At 38.1% G+C, this 21,231-nt stretch carries 15 protein-coding genes and 1 pseudogene; 2 read left to right on the top strand and 14 right to left on the bottom strand.

Annotated elements, in window-relative coordinates; all coding sequences use genetic code 11:
- Window positions 1-19: 19 nt before the first annotated feature.
- From argH to LQ201_RS15430, 10 genes and pseudogenes are all read right to left on the bottom strand, one after another.
- Window positions 20-1,351 (bottom strand): argininosuccinate lyase, encoded by a 1,332-nt coding sequence (gene argH, locus LQ201_RS15475; RefSeq protein WP_230144370.1) that lies wholly within the window; start codon window positions 1,349-1,351, stop codon window positions 20-22.
- 165 nt (window positions 1,352-1,516) lie between these two features.
- The gene (locus LQ201_RS15470) at window positions 1,517-2,584 is read right to left on the bottom strand and encodes a M20 family metallo-hydrolase (RefSeq protein ID WP_230144369.1); all 1,068 of its coding nucleotides are present in this window, start codon (window positions 2,582-2,584) and stop codon (window positions 1,517-1,519) included.
- A gap of 111 nt (window positions 2,585-2,695) precedes the next feature.
- A complete protein-coding gene (proC, locus tag LQ201_RS15465) occupies window positions 2,696-3,508 on the bottom strand; it encodes a pyrroline-5-carboxylate reductase (protein WP_230144368.1) in 813 nt (270 codons plus the stop codon).
- 286 nt (window positions 3,509-3,794) lie between these two features.
- The gene (argB, locus tag LQ201_RS15460) at window positions 3,795-4,625 is read right to left on the bottom strand and encodes an acetylglutamate kinase (protein WP_230144367.1); all 831 of its coding nucleotides are present in this window, start codon (window positions 4,623-4,625) and stop codon (window positions 3,795-3,797) included.
- 104 nt (window positions 4,626-4,729) lie between these two features.
- Window positions 4,730-5,701, bottom strand: coding sequence for an acetylornithine carbamoyltransferase (locus LQ201_RS15455; protein WP_230144366.1), 972 nt, complete (start codon window positions 5,699-5,701; stop codon window positions 4,730-4,732).
- Between the two features lie 197 nt (window positions 5,702-5,898).
- A complete protein-coding gene (locus LQ201_RS15450) occupies window positions 5,899-7,029 on the bottom strand; it encodes an aspartate aminotransferase family protein (RefSeq protein WP_230144365.1) in 1,131 nt (376 codons plus the stop codon).
- A 95-nt stretch (window positions 7,030-7,124) separates the two neighbouring features.
- Window positions 7,125-7,481, bottom strand: a pseudogene (locus tag LQ201_RS25680) (four helix bundle protein).
- Between the two features lie 70 nt (window positions 7,482-7,551).
- A complete protein-coding gene (gene argC, locus LQ201_RS15440) occupies window positions 7,552-8,532 on the bottom strand; it encodes an N-acetyl-gamma-glutamyl-phosphate reductase (RefSeq protein ID WP_230144363.1) in 981 nt (326 codons plus the stop codon).
- Window positions 8,533-8,625: 93 nt separating this feature from the next.
- Entirely contained in the window at window positions 8,626-9,813 is a 1,188-nt protein-coding gene (gene argG / locus LQ201_RS15435; RefSeq protein ID WP_230144362.1) for an argininosuccinate synthase, read from the bottom strand.
- A 1-nt stretch (window position 9,814) separates the two neighbouring features.
- Entirely contained in the window at window positions 9,815-10,513 is a 699-nt protein-coding gene (locus tag LQ201_RS15430) for a GNAT family N-acetyltransferase (protein ID WP_230144361.1), read from the bottom strand.
- 509 nt (window positions 10,514-11,022) lie between these two features.
- Between LQ201_RS15430 and LQ201_RS15425 the strand changes: the two genes are divergently transcribed.
- The gene (locus LQ201_RS15425) at window positions 11,023-11,796 is read left to right on the top strand and encodes a DUF4397 domain-containing protein (RefSeq protein WP_230144360.1); all 774 of its coding nucleotides are present in this window, start codon (window positions 11,023-11,025) and stop codon (window positions 11,794-11,796) included.
- A gap of 116 nt (window positions 11,797-11,912) precedes the next feature.
- On the opposite strand, the gene LQ201_RS15420 is transcribed toward LQ201_RS15425, so the two are convergent.
- From LQ201_RS15420 to LQ201_RS15405, 4 genes are read right to left on the bottom strand one after another with little or no spacing between them, the layout of a single operon-like run.
- Window positions 11,913-12,896, bottom strand: a complete 984-nt coding sequence (locus LQ201_RS15420) for a DUF5007 domain-containing protein (protein WP_230144359.1) — start codon at window positions 12,894-12,896, stop codon at window positions 11,913-11,915.
- An 18-nt stretch (window positions 12,897-12,914) separates the two neighbouring features.
- Window positions 12,915-13,601 (bottom strand): hypothetical protein, encoded by a 687-nt coding sequence (locus LQ201_RS15415; protein ID WP_230144358.1) that lies wholly within the window; start codon window positions 13,599-13,601, stop codon window positions 12,915-12,917.
- A 27-nt stretch (window positions 13,602-13,628) separates the two neighbouring features.
- Window positions 13,629-15,143 (bottom strand): RagB/SusD family nutrient uptake outer membrane protein, encoded by a 1,515-nt coding sequence (locus LQ201_RS15410; protein ID WP_230144357.1) that lies wholly within the window; start codon window positions 15,141-15,143, stop codon window positions 13,629-13,631.
- Window positions 15,144-15,153: 10 nt separating this feature from the next.
- The gene (locus LQ201_RS15405) at window positions 15,154-18,333 is read right to left on the bottom strand and encodes a SusC/RagA family TonB-linked outer membrane protein (protein ID WP_230144356.1); all 3,180 of its coding nucleotides are present in this window, start codon (window positions 18,331-18,333) and stop codon (window positions 15,154-15,156) included.
- Window positions 18,334-18,790: 457 nt separating this feature from the next.
- Between LQ201_RS15405 and LQ201_RS15400 the strand changes: the two genes are divergently transcribed.
- Window positions 18,791-21,229, top strand: coding sequence for a TonB-dependent receptor (locus tag LQ201_RS15400; RefSeq protein ID WP_230144355.1), 2,439 nt, complete (start codon window positions 18,791-18,793; stop codon window positions 21,227-21,229).
- The last annotated feature ends 2 nt before the right edge of the window (window positions 21,230-21,231 follow it).

Raw genomic sequence — 21,231 nt, 5'->3', positions numbered from 1 at the left:
TTTATTATCGCCTTTATAATTAGCGAATTAAATCTTCTATTGCTTTATTCACTTTTCCGAAACCAAATTGAGACAGCACACCCTGCATTGCTGCAGAAACCTGTTCGTTACAAAGGTTGCCAATGCTTCCCTCATGCGTATGATGTATTTGGCCAGATGGTGCAAAACTACCATTTTCTATCTGTTCGCCAACAATTTTATAAGCCTCTCTAAATGGAACACCTTGGAGCGCCAGATCATTCACTACTTCAACGCTAAACAGGTAATCGTATTTTTTATCCTTTAAAATATCATCCTTTATCGTGATGTTCTGGAACATAAAAGTAGCGATCTCCAAACATTCGTTTAAAGAAGTAATTGCTGGAAAAAGATTTTCTTTCAGCAATTGTAAATCGCGGTGATAACCTGATGGTAAATTGGTAATCATCATGGCAATTTCATTCGGCAAAGCCTGAATTTTATTGCAACGCGAACGGATCAACTCAAAAACATCAGGGTTTTTCTTGTGCGGCATAATACTCGAACCTGTGGTAAGCTCTGCCGGAAAACTGATGAATCCAAAATTCTGATTAATGAATAAACACACATCCATCGCCATTTTAGCTAAGGTTGCTGCAACTGCACTCATTGCCTGTGCTAAAATCCTTTCCGTTTTACCTCTGCCCATCTGCGCATAAACTACATTGTAGTTTAAACTTTCAAAACCTAGCAAATTGGTTGTTAAAGTCCTGTTTAAAGGGAATGAAGAACCATAACCAGCAGCTGACCCTAGTGGATTCTTATTACAGATTTTCCAGGCAGCCAACATCAGTTCCATATCATCTGCCAGGCTTTCGGCATAAGCACCAAACCACAAACCAAAAGACGATGGCATGGCAATCTGCAAATGCGTATAACCCGGCATCAATTTATCTTTGTGTGTATTGCTCAGCTCAATTAGCTTATTAAACAAGGTTGAGGTTTGGCCAACCATATCTTCGATACAAGCCCTAAAGAACAGTTTCAAATCAACCAGCACCTGATCGTTACGCGAACGCCCACTATGGATTTTCTTGCCTGCTTCGCCAATACGTTGTGTAAGCAACCACTCTACCTGTGAGTGCACATCTTCTACACTGTCTTCGATGGTGAAATTTCCAGCTTCAATTTCAGCATAAATATTTTTCAACTCTTGTTGAACCGTTTTCAGTTCTTCAGCTGTTAGCAAATTAATGCTTTCTAACATCTGTGTATGCGCCAAAGAGCCCAATACATCAAACTTTGCCATTTGCAGATCCAGTTCACGATCTTTACCAACCGTAAAACGCTCTACAAACTGATTTACATCTATATTTTTTTGCCAAATCTTCATTTTAAATTTATTTAACCGCAAAGGGCGCTAAGTTTTCCGCAAAGCACACAAGGCTATTCTATCATTTTACCACAGTACGCAGCGTTTTTCACAGCAAACACAAGGTTTGTAAAGTGTATGAAAGCATCTAAATTGGGCATCCAAGCCACCATCAACCTTAAACCCTCAACCTTCTATAACCGGTTTAAGCATATTTACATACCCCGCTACCCCCTCTGCTACTTCTCGCACATACAAAAACTCATCAGCCATATGCGAGCGACCAGAAAATCCTGGGCCACATTTTACTGATGGGATATCTAACAATGCCTGATCGGAAGTAGTAGGCGAACCATAAGTAGTTTTTCCAAGGGCAACACCAGCTTGAACAACCGGATGGTTTTTATCAATCGATGATGGTTTTAAGCGGATAGACCGTGGGGTAACATCACAATCAACATTTGCCCTGATAATCTCTAAAACCTCTTCATTAGTGTAAGCATCGGTTACACGAACATCAACCGTAAAATTACAATTTGCAGGTACAACATTGTGCTGCGAACCTGCGTTGATAATCGTAACGGTCATTTTTAATGGCCCGAAAACCTCCGAAACTTTTGGAAACTGATAGTTTCTAAACCATTCGATATCTTTTAATGCTTTGTAAATCGCATTCTCTCCCTCTTCACGTGCCGCATGACCGGCTTTACCATGCGATACACAATCTAACACTAACAAACCGCGCTCGGCAATGGCTAAATTCATTTCTGTAGGCTCGCCTACGATACCAAACTCCAGTTCTCCCAAATCGGGAAGAACCAGTTCTAATCCATTATTACCAGAAATTTCTTCCTCGGCAGTCGCTGCCAAACAGATATTGTATTTTAAATTTTCCTGCTCATAATAATACAAAAAGGTTCCGATTAGCGATACTAAACAACCACCAGCATCATTACTGCCCAAACCAAACAGTTTATCACCTTCAATTGCGGCATCATAAGGGTCGCGGGTGTAACCAGAATTAGGCTTAACCGTATCGTGATGTGAATTTAAAAGCAATGTTGGCTTAGCAGGATCAAAATGTTTGTTGTAAGCCCAAACGTTATTCATTTTACGCTGCGTCTCAACGCCTCTCTCCTCTAAAAACTGCGCAATTAAATTCGCCGTCCGATCTTCTTCTTTACTAAAAGACTGGATGCGGATCAACTGTCGCAATAAATCCAGGCTTTCTTTTTGTATATTTTCTAATAACATAGTATCAAGTAATTAGTATCAAGTATTAAGACTAAACCCGTCTTTAAACTTTCTACCTTTTATTTTGGCTTTCAGTTTTATGTTTGCAATTAAGACCTTATGCCCTAAACTCTAACCCTCTTTAGTATACAGATTCCCAGCTTTTAAAGCCGAAAGTTTAATACCTTTTATCAATGATGAGCTAAAACCGTTATGTTCCATTTCATTTAAACCTGCTATGGTACAACCTTTCGGCGAAGTTACCTTATCTATTTCTGATTCTGGGTGTGTTCCATGTAATAAAAGCAAATCAGCCGCTCCTTTAGCCGTTTGAACAGCCATTTTTAAAGCTTCATCCGCATGAAAACCGATTTCTACCCCACCTTGCGACGCAGCCCTGATTGCCCTTAAAAAGAACGCAATCCCGCAGGCACAAAGCGCTGTTGCCGAAGTCATTAAATCTTCATTAATTTTCACAACAGAACCAACCGTTTCGAACATTTTGGTTACACTTGCAATATTTGCTGCTGATGCATTATCGCTGGCCATGCAAGTCATCGATTGACCAATAGCAATTGCTGTGTTAGGCATTACCCTGATTACCTCAACAGCATCACCTAATTTTTCCCTTACCGCAGCACAGCTCACGCCAGAAATTACCGAAATAACCAAATGTTTGGCCGGAACAATTGAAGTTTGAATTTCATCTAAAACCGTATTTAATTGTTGCGGCAGAACAGCCAAAATCACAACATCAGCATCAACTACAGCTTGTTTATTGTTATTGCTTACCTTAAAACCGGCTTCGGCGAATGATTTTAAATGATCAATATTTCTACGGGTAAGCGTAATGTCGCCTGCTTGAGCAAAATCGGCCTTTACTAAACCTTTCGCTAAAGATAAACCGATATTTCCGCTACCAATTATGGCTATTTTTTTTGTCATGATTATTAATTTTCCTGCGGGTTCGTTACAGATTAATTGATTATACAGATTTAAATTTACTTTTGAAAAGCAATTTCAGTAATTCTATTGATGTTCAGTCCTGCTATTCGTTGCAAGTCCCGATGAAAAATCGGGAGCTTTTCACTACTATCAGGTTTAGATGGCAAAGTCAGCAATTAATCGGTTTCTTTTCCATACCAGGGCAAAACTTTTTACCACTAAAGCGCAAGGGCACTAAATTAGATTAATAATCCTTTGTGTTCTTCGTGCCTTGGTGGTTAAAAACCTACTTTAACATCTTAGTTCCAAAGGTTCCTTCTTCAAGCTCACCAAGTTCATCGGCCTTACCAATATAAACTGCAGAAACTCCTTTTTTAATCGCTTCAAAGGCATTATGCAGTTTAGGGATCATTCCACCTTGCACAGTTCCATCGGCTTTTAAACCTTCAAACTCATCAGCTTTGATTTCTCTTACCACAGAAGCATCATCATTAACGTTCCTAAGTACTCCTTTTTTCTCAAAGCAATATACCAAACGGGTTTCATATAAGCTTGACATAGCCACCGCAACAGAAGAGGCTATGGTATCAGCATTGGTATTTAGAAGCTGAGTATCACCATCGTGTGTAATGGCACATAAAACCGGAACAAAGCCAGCATTTAATAAAGCGCCTAAAGTACTTGCTGAAACAGAATTTTCATCTAAATCGCCCACAAAGCCGTAATCAATAACTGCACCTGCCATAGGGCCCGCCTCTGCACCATAAGTTTTGGTACTAACAGGCCTTTTTTTCGCTTTAATGATATTACCATCTGCACCGGTTAAACCAATCGCATTACTTCCTTTGGCCTGTAGTTGGGCAACCATATTTTTATTGATCAGTCCGGCGTAAACCATAGTTACAATACGCAGCGTCTCAATATCGGTAATTCTTCTACCCTCAACCATTTTGGCCTCAATGCCCAATGATTCGCCCAGTTCAGTTGCAATTTTACCCCCGCCGTGCACCAGGATTTTATCTCCTGGCAATGCAGTAAAATCCAATAAAAACTGGTGTAGGTTTTCGGAATTATCGATTACGTTTCCACCGATTTTTATGATAGTGAGTTGTTTCATAATTTATTCTTACCGTGGTTCGTGTCTCCACGAACCACATTAATTGTTTTGTTTCGCCATATTAATAATTTCGGTTCGTGAGGACACGAACCGAGGCATATGATTTACAATTCCTCCAACATCGCTTTAATTACTGCCTGCGCCGCCCATAAACGGTTTCCGGCTTCGTGAATAACCAATGAATTTGGTCCATCCAAAATCTCCGATGATAATTCCAGATCGCGGCGTACAGGCAAGCAATGCATCACTTTAGCATCGTTTGTGAATTTTAATTTCTCATTATTCATCATCCAGCCATCAGGATAAGTTAACACTTTTCCATACTCTTTATAACTACTCCAGTTCTTCACATACACATAATCAGCACCGGCCAAAGCTTCTTCTAAATTATACTGAATATCGGCATCAGGCGTAAAATCTTCCGAAAGCTCGTAGCCCTCTGGTTGCGCTATGGTAAAATCGATCATTCCTTCAGCCTGAGCCTTGCACATCCACTCTGCAAAAGAATTTGGTACTGCCTGGGGCAAAGCCTTTACATGAGGCGCCCAAGCCAAAACTACCTTTGGTTTGCGCCCATCAGGTTTCTTTGTCCAGGTTTCGTGAATGGTAATTATATCGGCAAAGCTTTGTAAAGGATGACGTGTTGCACTCTCCAAACTCACTACAGGTACAGCACAATATTTCACAAATTTATTGAAGAAATCTTCGCTATAATCTTCTTCACGGTTATTCAGTTTTGGAAAAGAACGCAAGCCTAAAATATCGCAATATTGGCCCATCACCGCAGCAGCTTCGCGGATATGTTCAACCGTTGAGCCATTCATTACTACACCATCCTGTGTTTCTAAAGCCCAACCTTCTTTATCCAGATTCATCACCATTACGTTCATACCTAAGTTTAAGGCCGCTTTTTGCGTACTTAACCGGGTACGTAAACTTGGATTCATAAAAACTAAACCTAAGGTTTTGTTCTTACCTAAATCTTGGTGCGCATAAGGATTCGCCTTTAACGCTAGCGCATCATTTACAAACTGTTTGATGCTTGGAACATCGTGTACGGAAGTGAAAAGTTTCATATTAAGGTATAAGGTTTAAGGTGTAGGGTTTAAGGTTTTTCCTTTCCACCTGCTCTTAAAAATTTCAATAAACAAGCTTGCATTAATTTTATTCATTGTCGTCATTGCGAGGCGCGGAGCAATCTTACTATTATGGGCAGGTTCCCTTTTTACCGCTTTAGGATTGCTTCGTTCTCACAATAACAAATGACTCTATATTATTTAACCAATTTACCAAAAGCTGCTAAAAACTCATCAGCATGTGCTTTCGTTAAATTTAAGGCTGGCAACAAACGGATCACATTCGGTTTTGCCTCACCAGTAAAAATATGATGTGTAAACAATAATTCTTTTTTAACATGCGCCAGTTCTGCAGGTAGCTCAATACCGATCATTAATCCACGTCCACGTACTTCTACCACCTGCTCAAATTTCTTCAATTCGGTAATTAAGTAACCTCCCACTTCCTCAGCATTTTTCATCAGGTTTTCCTGTTGCATCACTTCTAAAACAGCTAAAGCTGCAGCACAAGCTAAATGGTTGCCACCGAAAGTTGTACCTAACTCTCCATGCCAAGGTTTAAATTTGGGCGCTATAGAGATTCCCGCTACCGGAAAGCCATTACCCATTCCTTTTGCCATTGTATAAACATCTGCTTCAACCCCGGCGTAATCGTGCGAGTAAAACGATCCTGTACGTCCGTAACCGCATTGTACACTATCTGCAATATAAACCGCATTATATTCATCGCAAAGTGAACGGATTTTTTGCAAGAAACTTTTCGAAGCTTCTTTAATGCCACCTACACCTTGAATACCTTCAATAATAACAGCCGAAATTTCATTGCCCTGTGCTTTAAAAGTTTCTTCTAAAGCAACCTCATTATTGAAAGGCAAAAAGATTACATTTTCGGTCTGATTAACCGGTGCTACAATTTTAGGATTATCGGTTACGGCAACAACCAAAGATGTACGTCCGTGGAAAGCGCCTGTAAAAGCAATTACCTTTTTTCTTCCATTGTAAAATGAAGCCAATTTTAAAGCATTTTCATTTGCCTCAGCTCCAGAATTACATAAAAAGAGTTGAAAGTCTTTTTTACCAGAAACGGTTCCCAATAATTCTGCAAGCTGAACCTGCAAAGGAATTTTCACCGAGTTAGAGTAAAAACCAACTTTATTTAATTGATCGGTTAAGCGGTTTACATAATGTGGGTTGGTATGCCCGATTGAAATTACAGCATGACCGCCATATAAATCTAAATATTGCTGATCATTAGCATCCCAAACATTACTGCCTGCCGCTTTTGTTATTTCTATATCGTTAAGTGGGTAAACGTCGAATAAGTTCATTTTTTAATAAGGTTAAAGACTAAAGACCAAAGACCAAAGCTTCCTGTCACATTTCATATAGCAGTAAGCCAAAACTCAATAGCATTTAATCTCGGTTATTGTCGAAGGTGTTTAATTAAGCCAATTAACATTGCTTTAACCTCACCTGCCATTTTATAAATTTCTAAATATTTGCTTTCTTCAAGATAATCTAAATCTTTTGCAAGAAAACAAGCATATTCCATTTCTTAGACAGAGCCTAAAGCATTATCAAGAAAGTGGGCAAAATCTTTTTCAGTCCGCCGCCCTGCTCCCTCAACAATATTTAGTGGAACAGAATATGCAGCCCTTTTAACCTGACTTTGCAAATCGTATTTCTCATGAGGAGGAAAAGCAGGTAAAATAACTTTATACACATGTAAAACCATTAGATGTGATTTTTTCCAAACGTCTAATTTTTGATAGTCTCTCATTTGATGTTTTAGTTATTCCTCATGCTACCTTCGCTTTAGACTTTAGTCTTTCAGCTTTGGTCTCTTCTACCTAAAAGTTGGCTGCTTTTAACTTAAGTCCTGCTGTTTCATCCAAGCCGAACATTAAATTCATATTCTGAACCGCTTGTCCGCTGGCACCTTTTAACAGGTTATCAATAATACTGATGATAAATAATTTACCACCGTGTTTTTCTATATGTACCAATGCCTTGTTGGTGTTCACAACCTGTTTTAGATCGATGTTTTTCCGGCTTACATGCGTAAAAGGATGAGCACTATAATATGCTTCGTAAATATTTTGCGCCTCTTCTAAACTCAAATCACTTTCCAGGTACATGGCAGCTAAAATACCTCTTGTAAATGCACCACGCTGTGGGATAAAACTTAAAGTTTCAGAAAGTGATGGTTGCAACTGCAACAAACTCTCGCTAATCTCGTTCAAATGCTGGTGTTCAAATGCCTTATATATGGAAAGATTGTTGTTTCTCCAGCTGAAGTGCGAAGTGGTAGCTAAACTCTGTCCTGCACCGGTTGATCCCGTAGTTGCATTAATATGAACTTCATTCTTGATCAAACCTTTCGATGCCAAAGGCAATAAGCCTAATTGAATACAAGTTGCAAAACAACCAGGGTTTGCAATATTTTTAGCGATTTTAATTTTATCGCGGTTTAGTTCGGGTAATCCATAAACAAAGTCTTTGGTCGAAAAGTTAGCATTTGCATGCAACCTGAAATCCTGCGACAAATCGATAATTTTAATGTTATCGCTAATTGGATTAGCAGCTAAAAACTTCTTCGCATCGCCATGGCCAACACAAAGGAAAAGCACGTCAATATCCTGTGGAATATCGCTTACAAACTTTAGATCTGTATCGCCTATTAAATCAGTGTGTACATCAGAAATTAAGTTCCCGGCATTGCTTGTACTGTTTACAAAAGCAATTTCAACATTTGGGTGGTTAACCAAAATACGCAACATTTCACCCCCAGTGTAACCCGCACCGCCAATTATTCCTGCTTTAATTTTCATATTTAAAAAGGTTTAGGGTTTGAGGCCTAAGGTTTAAGGTTTAAATGCTAATGCAGCTTCAAACCTTAAACCCTCTACCTTCTACCTTTGAGGCTATGCCTCGTTATTTACTTTATGCCAGATCATTACCTGATTACCAAATATTTTAGAGAAACCTTTAACGTCTTCTCCGCTCCAGGCATTATTCATTTCACCATAACTGCCAAATTTATTGCTCATTAAATCATGGTTTGATTCAATTCCGATAACCTGGAAACGGTATGGTAACAACTCTACAAATACTTTACCGCTCACAAATTTTTGCGTATCGGTTAAAAAAGCCTCAATATTCCGCATAATTGGATCGTGGAACTGACCTTCGTGCAACCAATTGCCATAGAAAGACGATAGTTGTTCTTTCCAGCTTAACTGCCATTTGGTTAAGGTGTGTTTTTCTAGCGTATGGTGTGCTTTGATGATGATAATGGGGCCAGCTGCCTCAAAACCTACGCGACCTTTAATACCAATAATGGTATCACCAACGTGGATATCTCTACCGATGCCAAAAGGCTGAGCGATTGCCTGTAATTTTTGGATTGCCCTAACAGGTGCTAATTTTTCACCATCAATAGCAACAAGTTCACCTTTTTCGAAGGTTAACTCTACCCTACGCGATTCTGTTTCCGAAACCTGGGTTGGCCAGGCGCTTTCTGGTAAGGTTTCGTGAGAAGTTAAAGTTTCCTTTCCTCCTACCGAAGTTCCCCATAAACCTTTATTGATTGAGTATCTTGCTTTTTCTGCACTATATTCTACACCATGTTGTGCTAAATATTCTATTTCCGCCTCGCGGGATAATTTTAAATCTCTAATCGGAGTAATGATTTCAACCTCTGGAATAAGGATATTAAAGATCATATCGAAACGTACCTGATCGTTACCTGCACCGGTACTTCCATGGGCTACGTAATCTGCACCAATTTTTTTCACGTAGTTGGCAATAGCTGTTGCCTGACTAACACGCTCTGCACTTACCGATAATGGATAAGTAGCATTTTTTAATACGTTACCAAAAACCAGGTACTTAATGCATCCTTCATAGTAACTTTCAGTTTCATCTACAACAGCATGCGATTTTACGCCTAAAGCATATGCTCTTTTCTCAATTTCCTGCAACTCTTCATCAGAAAAACCACCAGTATTTACAATTACTGAATGAACTTCTAATCCACGATCTTGTGCCAGGTAAATACAACAAAATGAGGTATCTAAGCCTCCGCTAAATGCTAAAACAACTTTTTTCATGCTATTTAAATAAAAAGGTAAATAAAAATAAAAGGGCTTTTAAGCCATTTTTTGGCTTAGGTTTAACAACTAAACGCTGTTTAATGCGCATAAAGCGCTCGTATAATTTGGGTTTCTTTTGCAGTTCTTCGGCAAATTGCTTGGCTACCTCATGTTTCTTCTCCGCCGGATCGTAAAGCATAGCTGTACACATGCAGTTTTTGCGTTCCTTCATTTTTAAAATTTCGAAGTTTACGCAACTTTGGCAGCCTTTCCAAAACTCTTCATCCTGAGTAAGTTCGCTGTAGGTTACAGGTTCGTAGCCTAAATCTGAATTGATTTTCATTACGGCCAAACCTGTTGTTAAACCAAATATTTTTGCCTTTGGGTACAACTTTCTCGATAAACCGAAAATTTCATTTTTGATGGCTTTTGCTAATCCCGCTTTGCGGTATTTAGGACTTACCACTAAACCACTATTGGCCACAAACTGTCCGTGGCTCCAGGTTTCTATATAGCAAAATCCTGCCCAAGAGCCATCATTATGGAAAGCAATAACCGATTTGCCTTCTTGCATTTTATTAGAAATATATTCCGGCGAACGCTTAGCAATCCCTGTTCCACGAGCTTTTGCCGATTCTGCCATTTCGGTTACTATTTCTTCTGCAAATACACGATGTTCAGGAAGTGCGACCTGCACTATAAATTCGTTAATATCCATTCGTTTTCTAACGAAAAATTATAAGTATTCTTGTTAATTGGGTTTTTAGAGAGGATCAATTCCTCGTTACGTTTAGTATAGGTACTAAATACGTGGAGTGAAATTTTGCCGGCTTGTGGGATAATAAAACACGGGCTGAAAATGATTAATAAACATACCTTTTCCAGACACATTTTGTGCTGTGGAAACAGAAAGTTTATATAAAATTTGTTTAATCATTTCTTGCGTATTAAAACGGCTTTAACTCTATTGAGGTGCAAAGGTTTAAATAAAAATCGAGTTACACAATAATATCATCATTTTTTTATGTTAAGCTTTCGATTTTATTGAACTAATCTGACTTAAACAAGTATTGAGGCCACTTATAAATTTATAAAAAATTCGAGTATCGTGCATTTCAGTTATAGATTCTTTTGCCAATTTTAACATTGTTAAAAAAACGCAACAAACTTTAACATCTGCTTAACATCATTTAACATCCCGTAATACGGTTTAAACTCAATATTTGTATGTCTGTAGCGAATGCGATCTGGCTATCGTTTTATGGATACTCCTTAAATATTAAATCAAATTTTAACCGTATGAAGAATTTTACGCCATTTCATTTCAAATCGATCCCTTTATTTGTTCTAATTGCTTTTACCGCATTAACTTCATGTAAAAAAACCGAAACTGCAGATCCCAACATATCTTATTTAAGGGTAATCAATGCATCACCTTCTTTGGCTACCTACAATGCTTACTTTAATGGCAGCATGGTTAATTCGGCAGCTTTACCATTTGGAGGCTCTGCTGCTTATCTTTCTTATGCCGCAGGCGCTTACAGTTTAAAATTTACGACGGCCAGTAGCACAGAGAGTTTGCTAACCAAAACCGTTACTTTAAATGCAAGTACTTATTACTCTTCTTATTTAATTAATAAGCCTGCTGCACTAGACGTTTATACCATTGGCGATGATCTTTCTATTCCATCAACAGATAAAGCTTACATCCGCTTTATCAATTTATCACCTGATGCACCGGCTTTAGACTTGGCCAAAACGAGCGCAACGACCATGCTGGTTACCAATAAAGCCTATAAAAGTGCGAGTGGTTTTATTGCTGTAGATGCAGGAACTTACACCTTGGATGCGAAAGAAACTTCATCGGGAACAATCAAAGCGACTTCTGCCAGCACCAGCTTTACAGCGGGTTATCACTATGACATTATTTGTGGTGGTTTGGTAACACCTGCAAATGAAACCGAACGCCCTTTAAGTTTACAGGTTATATTGATCAAATAAAAAAGGCTTTTGTGTTTGCCCCTCATAAAAAACGGCAATTTTCGATATGAAAATTGCCGTTTTTTGATTGTATTGAAAATGAATATATCTTCCTATTAAGGAAATGGTATTATTTTCTATTTTTTGGTTACGTCAGTAAATTTCACCTGTATAACATAAGTTCCTTCAAGCTTTAATTGCCACGACCATCTTGGATTTACGGAGAAGGTACCAAGTGATGCAGGAAAACCATCTACCGTTACAAACTGACTTGGAATTCTATAGTACATCAAAAAGCCCCAATCGGTAGTTGGTGTAACGTATTTGGTAAGTGGGAAAGGCGCTACTTCAAAATCGCAGATCATGGCTGTATCAGTTTTGATCACCGGGTTAAACTTTGCGTAGTTTTCAAAAACTGGCCGATCACCTCTTTGTATGATTTCACCAGCTTTAGGGTTAAAAACCTTTCCGTTTTTATCCACCATTTTTAAAATAGCCCTTGCGCCCTGGTTAGAAATTTTTGTACAGGTAATGATCGGATTTTTCATTGGGGTTGCTACACCGGTAACATCATGAAAAGCATTCGAAACGTTATCGGTAATAACAAACAAATCATCTTTTTCCGGATCTACCACATTTATGGTAGCCAATTTTGGAAAAAGTTTTGTACCTGTAACATTCGTCATTTCTACATCAAAAACATATCTACCCAAGGGCAAATTAGCTGATGCCCTGTTAAACGTTAACTGACCACTGTTCTCATTAAAGTACATGGGCAACCTTTTTACCAGTTCTCTTTTCTTATTCAGCAATTCAACGGTTACATCAGTTTCAGGATCAAAACTTGTTCCCTCCTTAAATACCAGAATTTCATATTCTTTAGAAAACTCTGCCGGTGCCGGAGAGCCATCTTCTTTTCTTAAGTTTACCAATTTATAGGTATATGGCGGCGTAGACCCATCGGCATTGATTCTGTCAGACTGGAAGAGTATTAATCCTCTTTTGGCATAGATATCGTTGTCTTTATATCGAATGCCGTTACTTAAAAAACCCTTTTCGATTTTTGTGCAGGCATACATACTTAATAAAAATAGTATGCCCAAAATATATTTTATCTTCATAATTGAAATATTTATGGCTTAATTACCTAGCGATTGTCCGTTAAAAAACAAGCGGTGATTTCCGTTTAAAACATGGATAATTCCGGTTCTGGTGATAATACCAGAAGTTTGCACGTCTACCCCTTTGTCTTTCTGATCATCCGGTATGGCATTCAAATCAGGCTCTTTATCATCTCGCGTACCAATCACCTTGGTATAGGTAACGTAATCTACGTAATTTAAATACTGTGAGTATTCGAAAGAACGCCGAAATTTTATTAAATACTGAACATTTGGAATTGCACCTAATAAACTATTGTAAAGTTTACCTCCCAAGGTAATCTGATCCCTGTTTATCTTGCCTGTAAACAGATAGGTTTTTAATGAATCGCTAAGCTCCTGAGATGGAAGATCCTTAATTCCGAAATCAAAATTTTCATTCCCGGTCTGAAGACTCTTCTGGTATTTTTTAGCTTTTACATAATCGGCAATGCCATAGTTCGTGGTCGCAAACAAAGTGATATCTCCATTTACGGCATCTTTTAAACCAGCCTTATCAATCACTTTAACCAAGGAATCAAAATTTCTGTTGGATTTTAAATAATCATAAGTGGTCATATCCACATAGGCATTGCTCGGCCCCCCATCTCGCTTATAGTCGTCTTTTTTACATGCCGATAAGGCTAATAAAAAAATAGCTATGTATATTAGAATATTATTTTTCATATCTTTTAATCTAAGAATCAACTTATTTTACACTTTACCCAACCAGTATGTGGTTTGCTTTAACAATGGATTATTCCTGAATAAAGCAGGGTCTACCGGCCAATAATAGCCCTCTTTTCTAAATCGCTCTACCGGGAGCCACTCTACCACATTGCTATACTTCCTGGTTCTTAACAAATCGTAAAACAGGTGCCCTTCTAAAAACATTTCTTTCGAACGTTCTGTAATGTATTCGTCCATCACTTCATCTCTAGATAAAACAGCATCTACCAGTACCGGATTAGGGTCATTCCTTTTCCTGAAGGTATTGATAATGTTAATAGCAGTAGGGACATCTCCTTTATATAGCGCAATTTCTGCTTTTAGTAACATCATATCAGCTAATCTGAATATGATAATGTTATTGCTTAAATAGGGATTTAACTTTTGACCAGGATTCCTGTAAATTACATTGCTATATTTTATACACATCGGCTTATCAGGCAAGGTTACATCAAATCCTTTTTTATACCTGATATCGGTATCTGTGTAAAAATTATTGAAATAACTCGGTACTACGTAGTATCTAGGGTTATTACCGTAGCCTTTAACATAAGTTTCATTAAGGAAATTACCGCCAACAGAACTATTTGAACCCTCCAAGGTATTTTCACTCACGTTGATCTCAAAAATACCTTCTGTAGAACGGCCTATAAAGGTATTTTTATAATTTGCAGTATCAGTTAATGCATAACCTCCACGACTAATTAAAGTATTAATCGTAGTATCCGCACTATTTACATCAACCAGATTAGGTGCATCTGTAGCCACATTGGACATCGTTGCTCTCCACAAATATAAATGTGCTAAGAGCGCATAGGTTGAGCCCTTGTTTGCGGTTACTTTAGCATCACCACTATTGGCATACGTCCAGCCCAACAAATTAATAGCTTTGTGACAATCATCCTCAATAAGCTTCATCACTTCTGCTTTTGGTGTTCTTGGAAGCTGGGGTGCATTAAGCGGATCTTCGTATGCTTGGGTAACTACTGGTACATCACCCCAAACCCTTACCATCATAAAATAACTCAAAGCCCTTAAAAAATAAGCCTGTCCTAAAGTATTGTTTTTAAATTCGGTTGGGTCATCCTCCGTAGATAACTGGGAATTGGTCATCGCACCTACCTTCGACAATATTAGATTAGACATCGCTATGCTTTTGTAATAAAGCGTATAATTTGCCAAAGAGTTTAAGTTATACTGAAAGGTAAAATCACCGTTTTGTATTCCTTCAAGCCCATCACCCGTATATTGTATGGTAAAATAATTTTTGGCAATGGCATCACCATACATGTAATACCGGTTGCTTTTATCGGTAATGGCATTGCGGAGTAAGGCGTAATTACCTGCCATGGCACTTCTCACGTCTTTAGAATTTTTCCAAAATGTTTGTTCGTAAGGTGCATCCTTCGGTTCTTCGTAAAGTAATTTTTTACAGGCACTTGTGGTTACTATAATGAGGATAGTAATTAATATGCTGAGTTTTTTAATTATATTTTTCATGTTAATGCTATTAAAATTGAACTTGAAGACCTAAGGTGTATTTTTTTGGAATCGGATACCCATTTCCATTATACTCTCCATAACCATTTACAGCTTCTGCATCTGGCAGTTTTTTTGATTGTTGGAACATGTGTACATTATCCATCATAGCAAACACTTTAAACTGGCTTAAGCCCCATTTGCTTAAAGTTTTTGCGCCCAAATCGTATCCAAGGGTAATATTTTTTATCCTTAAATAACCACCTTTTTCTAAGAAAAATGTTTGTGCCCCAGTATAATAATAACGATAAGTACCTAAATCGTATTTAGCATATTCCGCATTATCGCCTGGGTTTCTCCAAATATTCAATCTGTCTAGATCAGGAGTAGAGAAGCTTGCAAAATTAGCTACAGCGTTACCATCCTGCGAATTGGCAAAACGATCTGAATCAAATAGATTCAATACATCTCTTTTGAAGGTGAAGTTTGCAAAAATACTAAGTGAGAAATTCTTATAGTTAAAGGTGTTGGTCCAGCCTCCTGTAAAGCGAGGGTTTGGATCGCCGATCGGCATTTTATCTGGGTTAATTCCATCATTAAAAATATCAACAAAGTAATCACCATCTAAATCGGCCAGATAGAAATCTCCTTCGTTAAATGTTCCATTACTATTTCTATAACGCTCGCCGGTAAATGGGTTTTGTGGAATATTTCCAGTTCGTGAGAATACACCTTTTGTTTGATACAGATAAAAAGCATTAATAGGGCTACCAACCGATAAAATATGTGTTTTATCAAACCGATCGCCACTTAAAATAATATCCCTGCCACCATTTGGTAAACTCATGATCTGATTTTTGTTGTAAGAAATATTGAATGAAGTATTCCATCTAACCACTTTACTGATCGGAGTTGCATTAAAAGTTAACTCCATACCCGAATTACGTACTGAAAAGGCATTGGTATAGGCAACATCGTAACCAGAAGTAGCAGGTAGATCTACGTTGAATAATTTATCCTTCACTTCTTTGTTATATACATCAAATGTTAAGGCATATTTTCCATTTTGGATTTCGATATCCGTACCAATATTCCATTGGGTAGATTTTTCCCAGCTCAGGTCTTTTTGCGCTACCCCATTTCTAAAATTTGGTGTAATAACCGTAACACCGTTATAGGAAGTAGAACCACCATTGCCGGAAAAACCACCATTATTAACCAGGTAATTGTTATATTGTACGTAAGAATTATTTAAATCTTCATTACCGGTAGCACCATAACTTCCCCTAATTTTAACTAATGTAAAAGGGTTATTAGTGATGTTTTTCATGAAATTTTCTTCAGATAATATCCAGCCCAGTGATATGGAAGGAAAAACCCCATACTTATTATTTTCACCAAAACCTGATGAACCATCGGTTCTAATCGTTCCAGATAACAGATATTTTTCTGCATAGTCATAGTTAAACCTTCCATAATAAGCAATTAATCCATGTGCTTTGTACTGAGAGAAGGCAAAGATGTTGGCTTGCTGAAATCCCGTTACCACTTGAATGTTATCAGATGCACCACCATAGCCTCCCGCTTGTGTATTTTGATACTGGTTATATTCAATATCCTGGCCCACTACCGCACTGAAATTGTGTTTACCAAGCTTACCGTTATAATTTAAGTAGTTAGAAGTTCTCAGGTTCACATTAGTAGAAGAAAAACTAGTCGCACTATTTCCAGAACCATTGTTTAGCAAGCTACTCAGACTGGCATCCCGACGTGCATTATCAGCCTTATAAGATGATTGAGAATTCAATGTAAAGTTTTTACTAAACTCATAAGATAAATTCAGGTTTATACTAAACTGATTACTGATATTCTTGTCCAGGTTCTCACTACTAGGGTTCACAAAAAAGTCGAGCTTTTCTGGCGATAAGTTGATCAGCGAAGAAGGTAAATTGCCAGACCCTATTTTTGTAGGCTTGGAAGGATCGTTAGGATCCTCGTTGCCCCTTGCACGATCAGCTCTCGAATAAAAAAATTGTGGATTGATCATCAACTTTTTATTTAATGCTCTCGAGGTTAAGTTAAGTCTACCACTATAGCGTTTAAAACCAGTTCCTTTTACAACGCCTTCTTCATTATAATAGCCGCCACTAAAACGGTAAGTCATGCCATTGTCTGAACCACCGCTTAAACTGAGATTGTTATCGTTAATTCTACCTACCTGATAAAACAGATCCTGCCAATCGGTATTTCCGTTGAAAGCTGGATTTAAACTATCGGTAAGTATATATGGCAGTTGTCTTCTCTGGTCGTAATTGAGCTGACGCTGCAGTACTTCCATTTTTTGCCTGCGTTCTGTACTACCAATGGTTGCTTCGCGTAAATTTGGGCGCTGTACGAGCCCAAAATAGGTACTTAGGTTGACCTTAGTATCACCACTAACGCCTTTTTTGGTGGTAATTAGGATTACCCCGTTTGCTGCACGAGAACCATAAATGGCTGCAGCAGAGGCATCTTTTAACACATCAATAGACTCAATGTCATTAGGGTTGATACCGGCTAGATAGTTGGTACCCGTACCTGTACCAGGTGGCACAAAATCGTCAGAAGATTGAGGCACCCCATCTACCACATATAATGGCGATCTGATCACATTAAACTGATCGTAACTACTACTTGCTGTAGAGTTACCACGTACCGAAACAGTAGGTGCTACCCCTGGCTGACCTGTAAAGTTTTGAACATTTACACCGGCAAGCCTACCCTGCAATAGTTGATCGAAGCTTGCAGCCGGTAAATTTGCCAGCTCTTTACCTGAAATACTGGAAATAGAAGCCGTAGATTTTTTCCTGGTTATTTTCTGATAACCAATAAGTACCACCTCATCCAGCGTCTTATTGTCATCTTGCAGGGAAAAGTTTATGGTACCGCTTGCCGTAATTGTTTTTTCAACGGTAACGAAACCAACTATCCTGGCAACCAGCACAGCTTTATCGCTCTGTACAGCGATTACGAACTTACCTTCGCTGTTGGTGGAAGTACCATTTTTTGTCCCTTTTTCTAAGATAGACACCCCGGGGATGGGTTTGTCATTCTGATCTAAAACGGTTCCTTTAATTGTTTTCTGCGCAAAAGCGAGCCAGGGAATGAGTAAATAAAAGAATGTTGCCGTCAAAAATTTCACATAGCAATGTCTTGTAGAAGTTTTTTCCATTGATGATTAGTTAGTTTGGTTTGATTACAAACTAAAAGTATCAACATTTTTACTTCGATTTTAATTTATTTTTAATCAAAAGGAACCATATTTTAACCTAAAAATTGACCTAAATGCCACATTTTGTTTTACAAAAACCGACATTTGTAATTGATAATGCACCAATAGCTGCTCAAAACAGCGTATTTTGCCAAATTGCCTCATGTTTCTTGATCATAGCCCAATTAAATTCGAAAAAAACCTCCCAGAAGTTTAGTTGAAAAAATTTCTATAAACTTAGATTTTAGCGCAACTAAAACGTTAAAGTTATTTACCCCCTTCATTCCCAATCTGTATTAAAAATACAAATTTACAGGCATCAATCACTGCTATTTAGAATAATTCAAAATAATTTGGATAATAAGATTTTCTGCCGTTATTTTGCAGTAGTTTAGAATTAATCCAAATAAATATTATCATGCTTAAAATCAGACTTTTCTGTATAACGTTTTTTTTAACTTTTACCAGTCTACTCTCCTTTGCGCAACAGTTTTCGACCATAAGCGGCACAGTTACCACTTCTGATGGTAAACCTGCCGCTTACATTTCGGTTGGTTTAAAAGGAAAAGGCTTGGGGAATGTAACCAACGAAAAAGGTATTTTCGAAATCCAGAGAGTTAAACCAGGATCTTATACCTTAAGGGTATCGGCTGTTGGTATCCAAAACATAGAAAAACCAATAGTTATTACTGTTGGAGAGCATAAAACTGTTGATTTTGTAATCAATCAAAATTCAAATCAGCTTAATGAAGTAAATATTAACCAGGGCGTAAATAAGTATATCGCTAAGAAAAGTGAATTCGTTTCAAAAATGCCCCTAAATAATTTGGAAAACCCTCAGGTATATACCACGATTACGAAAGAAACAATGGCCGATCAGCTTGTATTTTCGGTTGATGATGCTGCCCGCAATGCGACAGGCGTTCAAAAAATGTGGGAATCAACTTCGCGCGGTGGCGATGGTGGTGCTTATTACGCATCAAGAGGCTTTATTGTACAGGCTAAACTCAGAAATGGAATTGCTGGTAACGTAACCGGCCGCAACGATGCAGCTAACTTAGAAAATGTAGAGTTTATTAAAGGCCCATCTGCTACCTTATTCGGTAGTACATTAACCTCATATGGTGGCTTAATCAACCGCATCACCAAAAAACCTTTCGAAGGAATGGGAGGCGCGGTAAGCTTTTCGACAGGCAGCTACGATTTTAACCGGGTTAGTACCGATTTCAATTTTCCTGTTGATAAAGATAACCACATTTATGCCCGCTTAAATACTTCTTACAATTACAAAGGTTCTTTCCAGGAGAATGTTTACGACAAAGGTTTCTTCATTGCGCCTAGCCTGTCGTATAAAGTAAACGATAAATTAGACTTTGTTTTTGATGCCGAAATTGCCAACGGTACAAGCACCCTAAAACCATTCGTTTTCTTCTATTTCCCTGTAAAAGACCTTGGTTTTGATCGTGCGGATCAATCTGGAATAGCTTACGACAAATCCTTCACCGCTGATGCGATGAAGCAAAAATACAATAGCTCAAACTTTTTCGGGCAGGCCAATTATAAGTTTAACGAAAACTGGTCGTCTCACACCAGCTTTTCAAGCAACTATAGTTTCTCTAACGGCCGTGGTACGTATTTGTTCTTAGTTCCAAACAACTATCCTCCACTGGGCAACCCAACGGCTGCACCAGGTGCCGATTTAATATCAAGAGCAGATCAATCAACTGATAACAGTAAGGTTTTTACTTACGAGGTACAACAAAATTTCAATGGCACTTTTAACTTAGGTTCGGTAAAAAACAGAATGGTTTTAGGCTTGGATTATTTACGACAAAACTCCGACCAGTTATTTTATTCGATCGATACTTTTGATCTGACCAATAAAGATGGAAGCGGTGCTAACTACAATAACTTCACCGAACATAATTTAGCGGCATTTTATGCAGCACTTCCTAGTGTTCCTAAATATCCGTATAACTTCAAAACCAATACATACAGTGCTTATGTTTCTGATGTGATTAATTTAACAGATAGGTTAATCGCCTTAGCTGCATTGAGAGTAGACAGGTTTGACAATAAAGGTAATTCCGATCGTGCAGGCTCGGCACCAAAAGGTGCGTACAAACAAACTGTTTTTTCGCCAAAATTTGGCTTGGTATTTCAGCCTATTAAAGATCAGCTATCATTATTTACCAATTACCAGAACGGCTTTAACAACTTAAACGGTATAGATTATCAAGGTAATGCTTTTAAACCAGAGCAAGCAAACCAAATTGAAGGTGGCATTAAAACAAACCTATTTAATGGCAAGTTAACAGGATCTGTATCTTACTATTACATTAAAGTTAAAGATATTGTTAGGGGTTATAACGGAGATCCATCAAATCCAAATGCACAAATCCAGGATGGTAATAAAACCAGCAAAGGTATAGAAGCCGAAATTATTGCAAACCCGGTTAACGGTTTAAATATTATTGCAGGTTTCGCTTATAACGATAACCATTTAGAAAATGCATCGCCAGATGTAGAAGGCAGAAGAGATGCTTATTCGGCAGCGCCTTATTCAGCAAATTTATGGATCAGTTATAAATTCGCTACAGGATCACTTAAAGGTTTTGGATTAGGTGCCGGCGGTAATTATGCCAGCGACAATAAAATTGTAAACAGCGTTAGCCAGGGCGTATTTATATTACCTGCTTACGAGGTTTTTAACGCATCAGTATTTTATGATCATCATAGATTTAGACTTGGTGTTAAAGCAGACAATTTTACCAATCAAAAATACTGGACAGGTTACAGCACCATGAACCCTCAGGACCTGAGAACCTTCACTGGAAGTGTTACTTACAAATTTTAATT

This window comes from Pedobacter sp. Bi126 (assembly GCF_918698245.1).
Taxonomy (GTDB): Bacteria; Bacteroidota; Bacteroidia; order Sphingobacteriales; family Sphingobacteriaceae; genus Pedobacter.
This window is presented reverse-complemented; position numbering and strand designations above follow the sequence as displayed.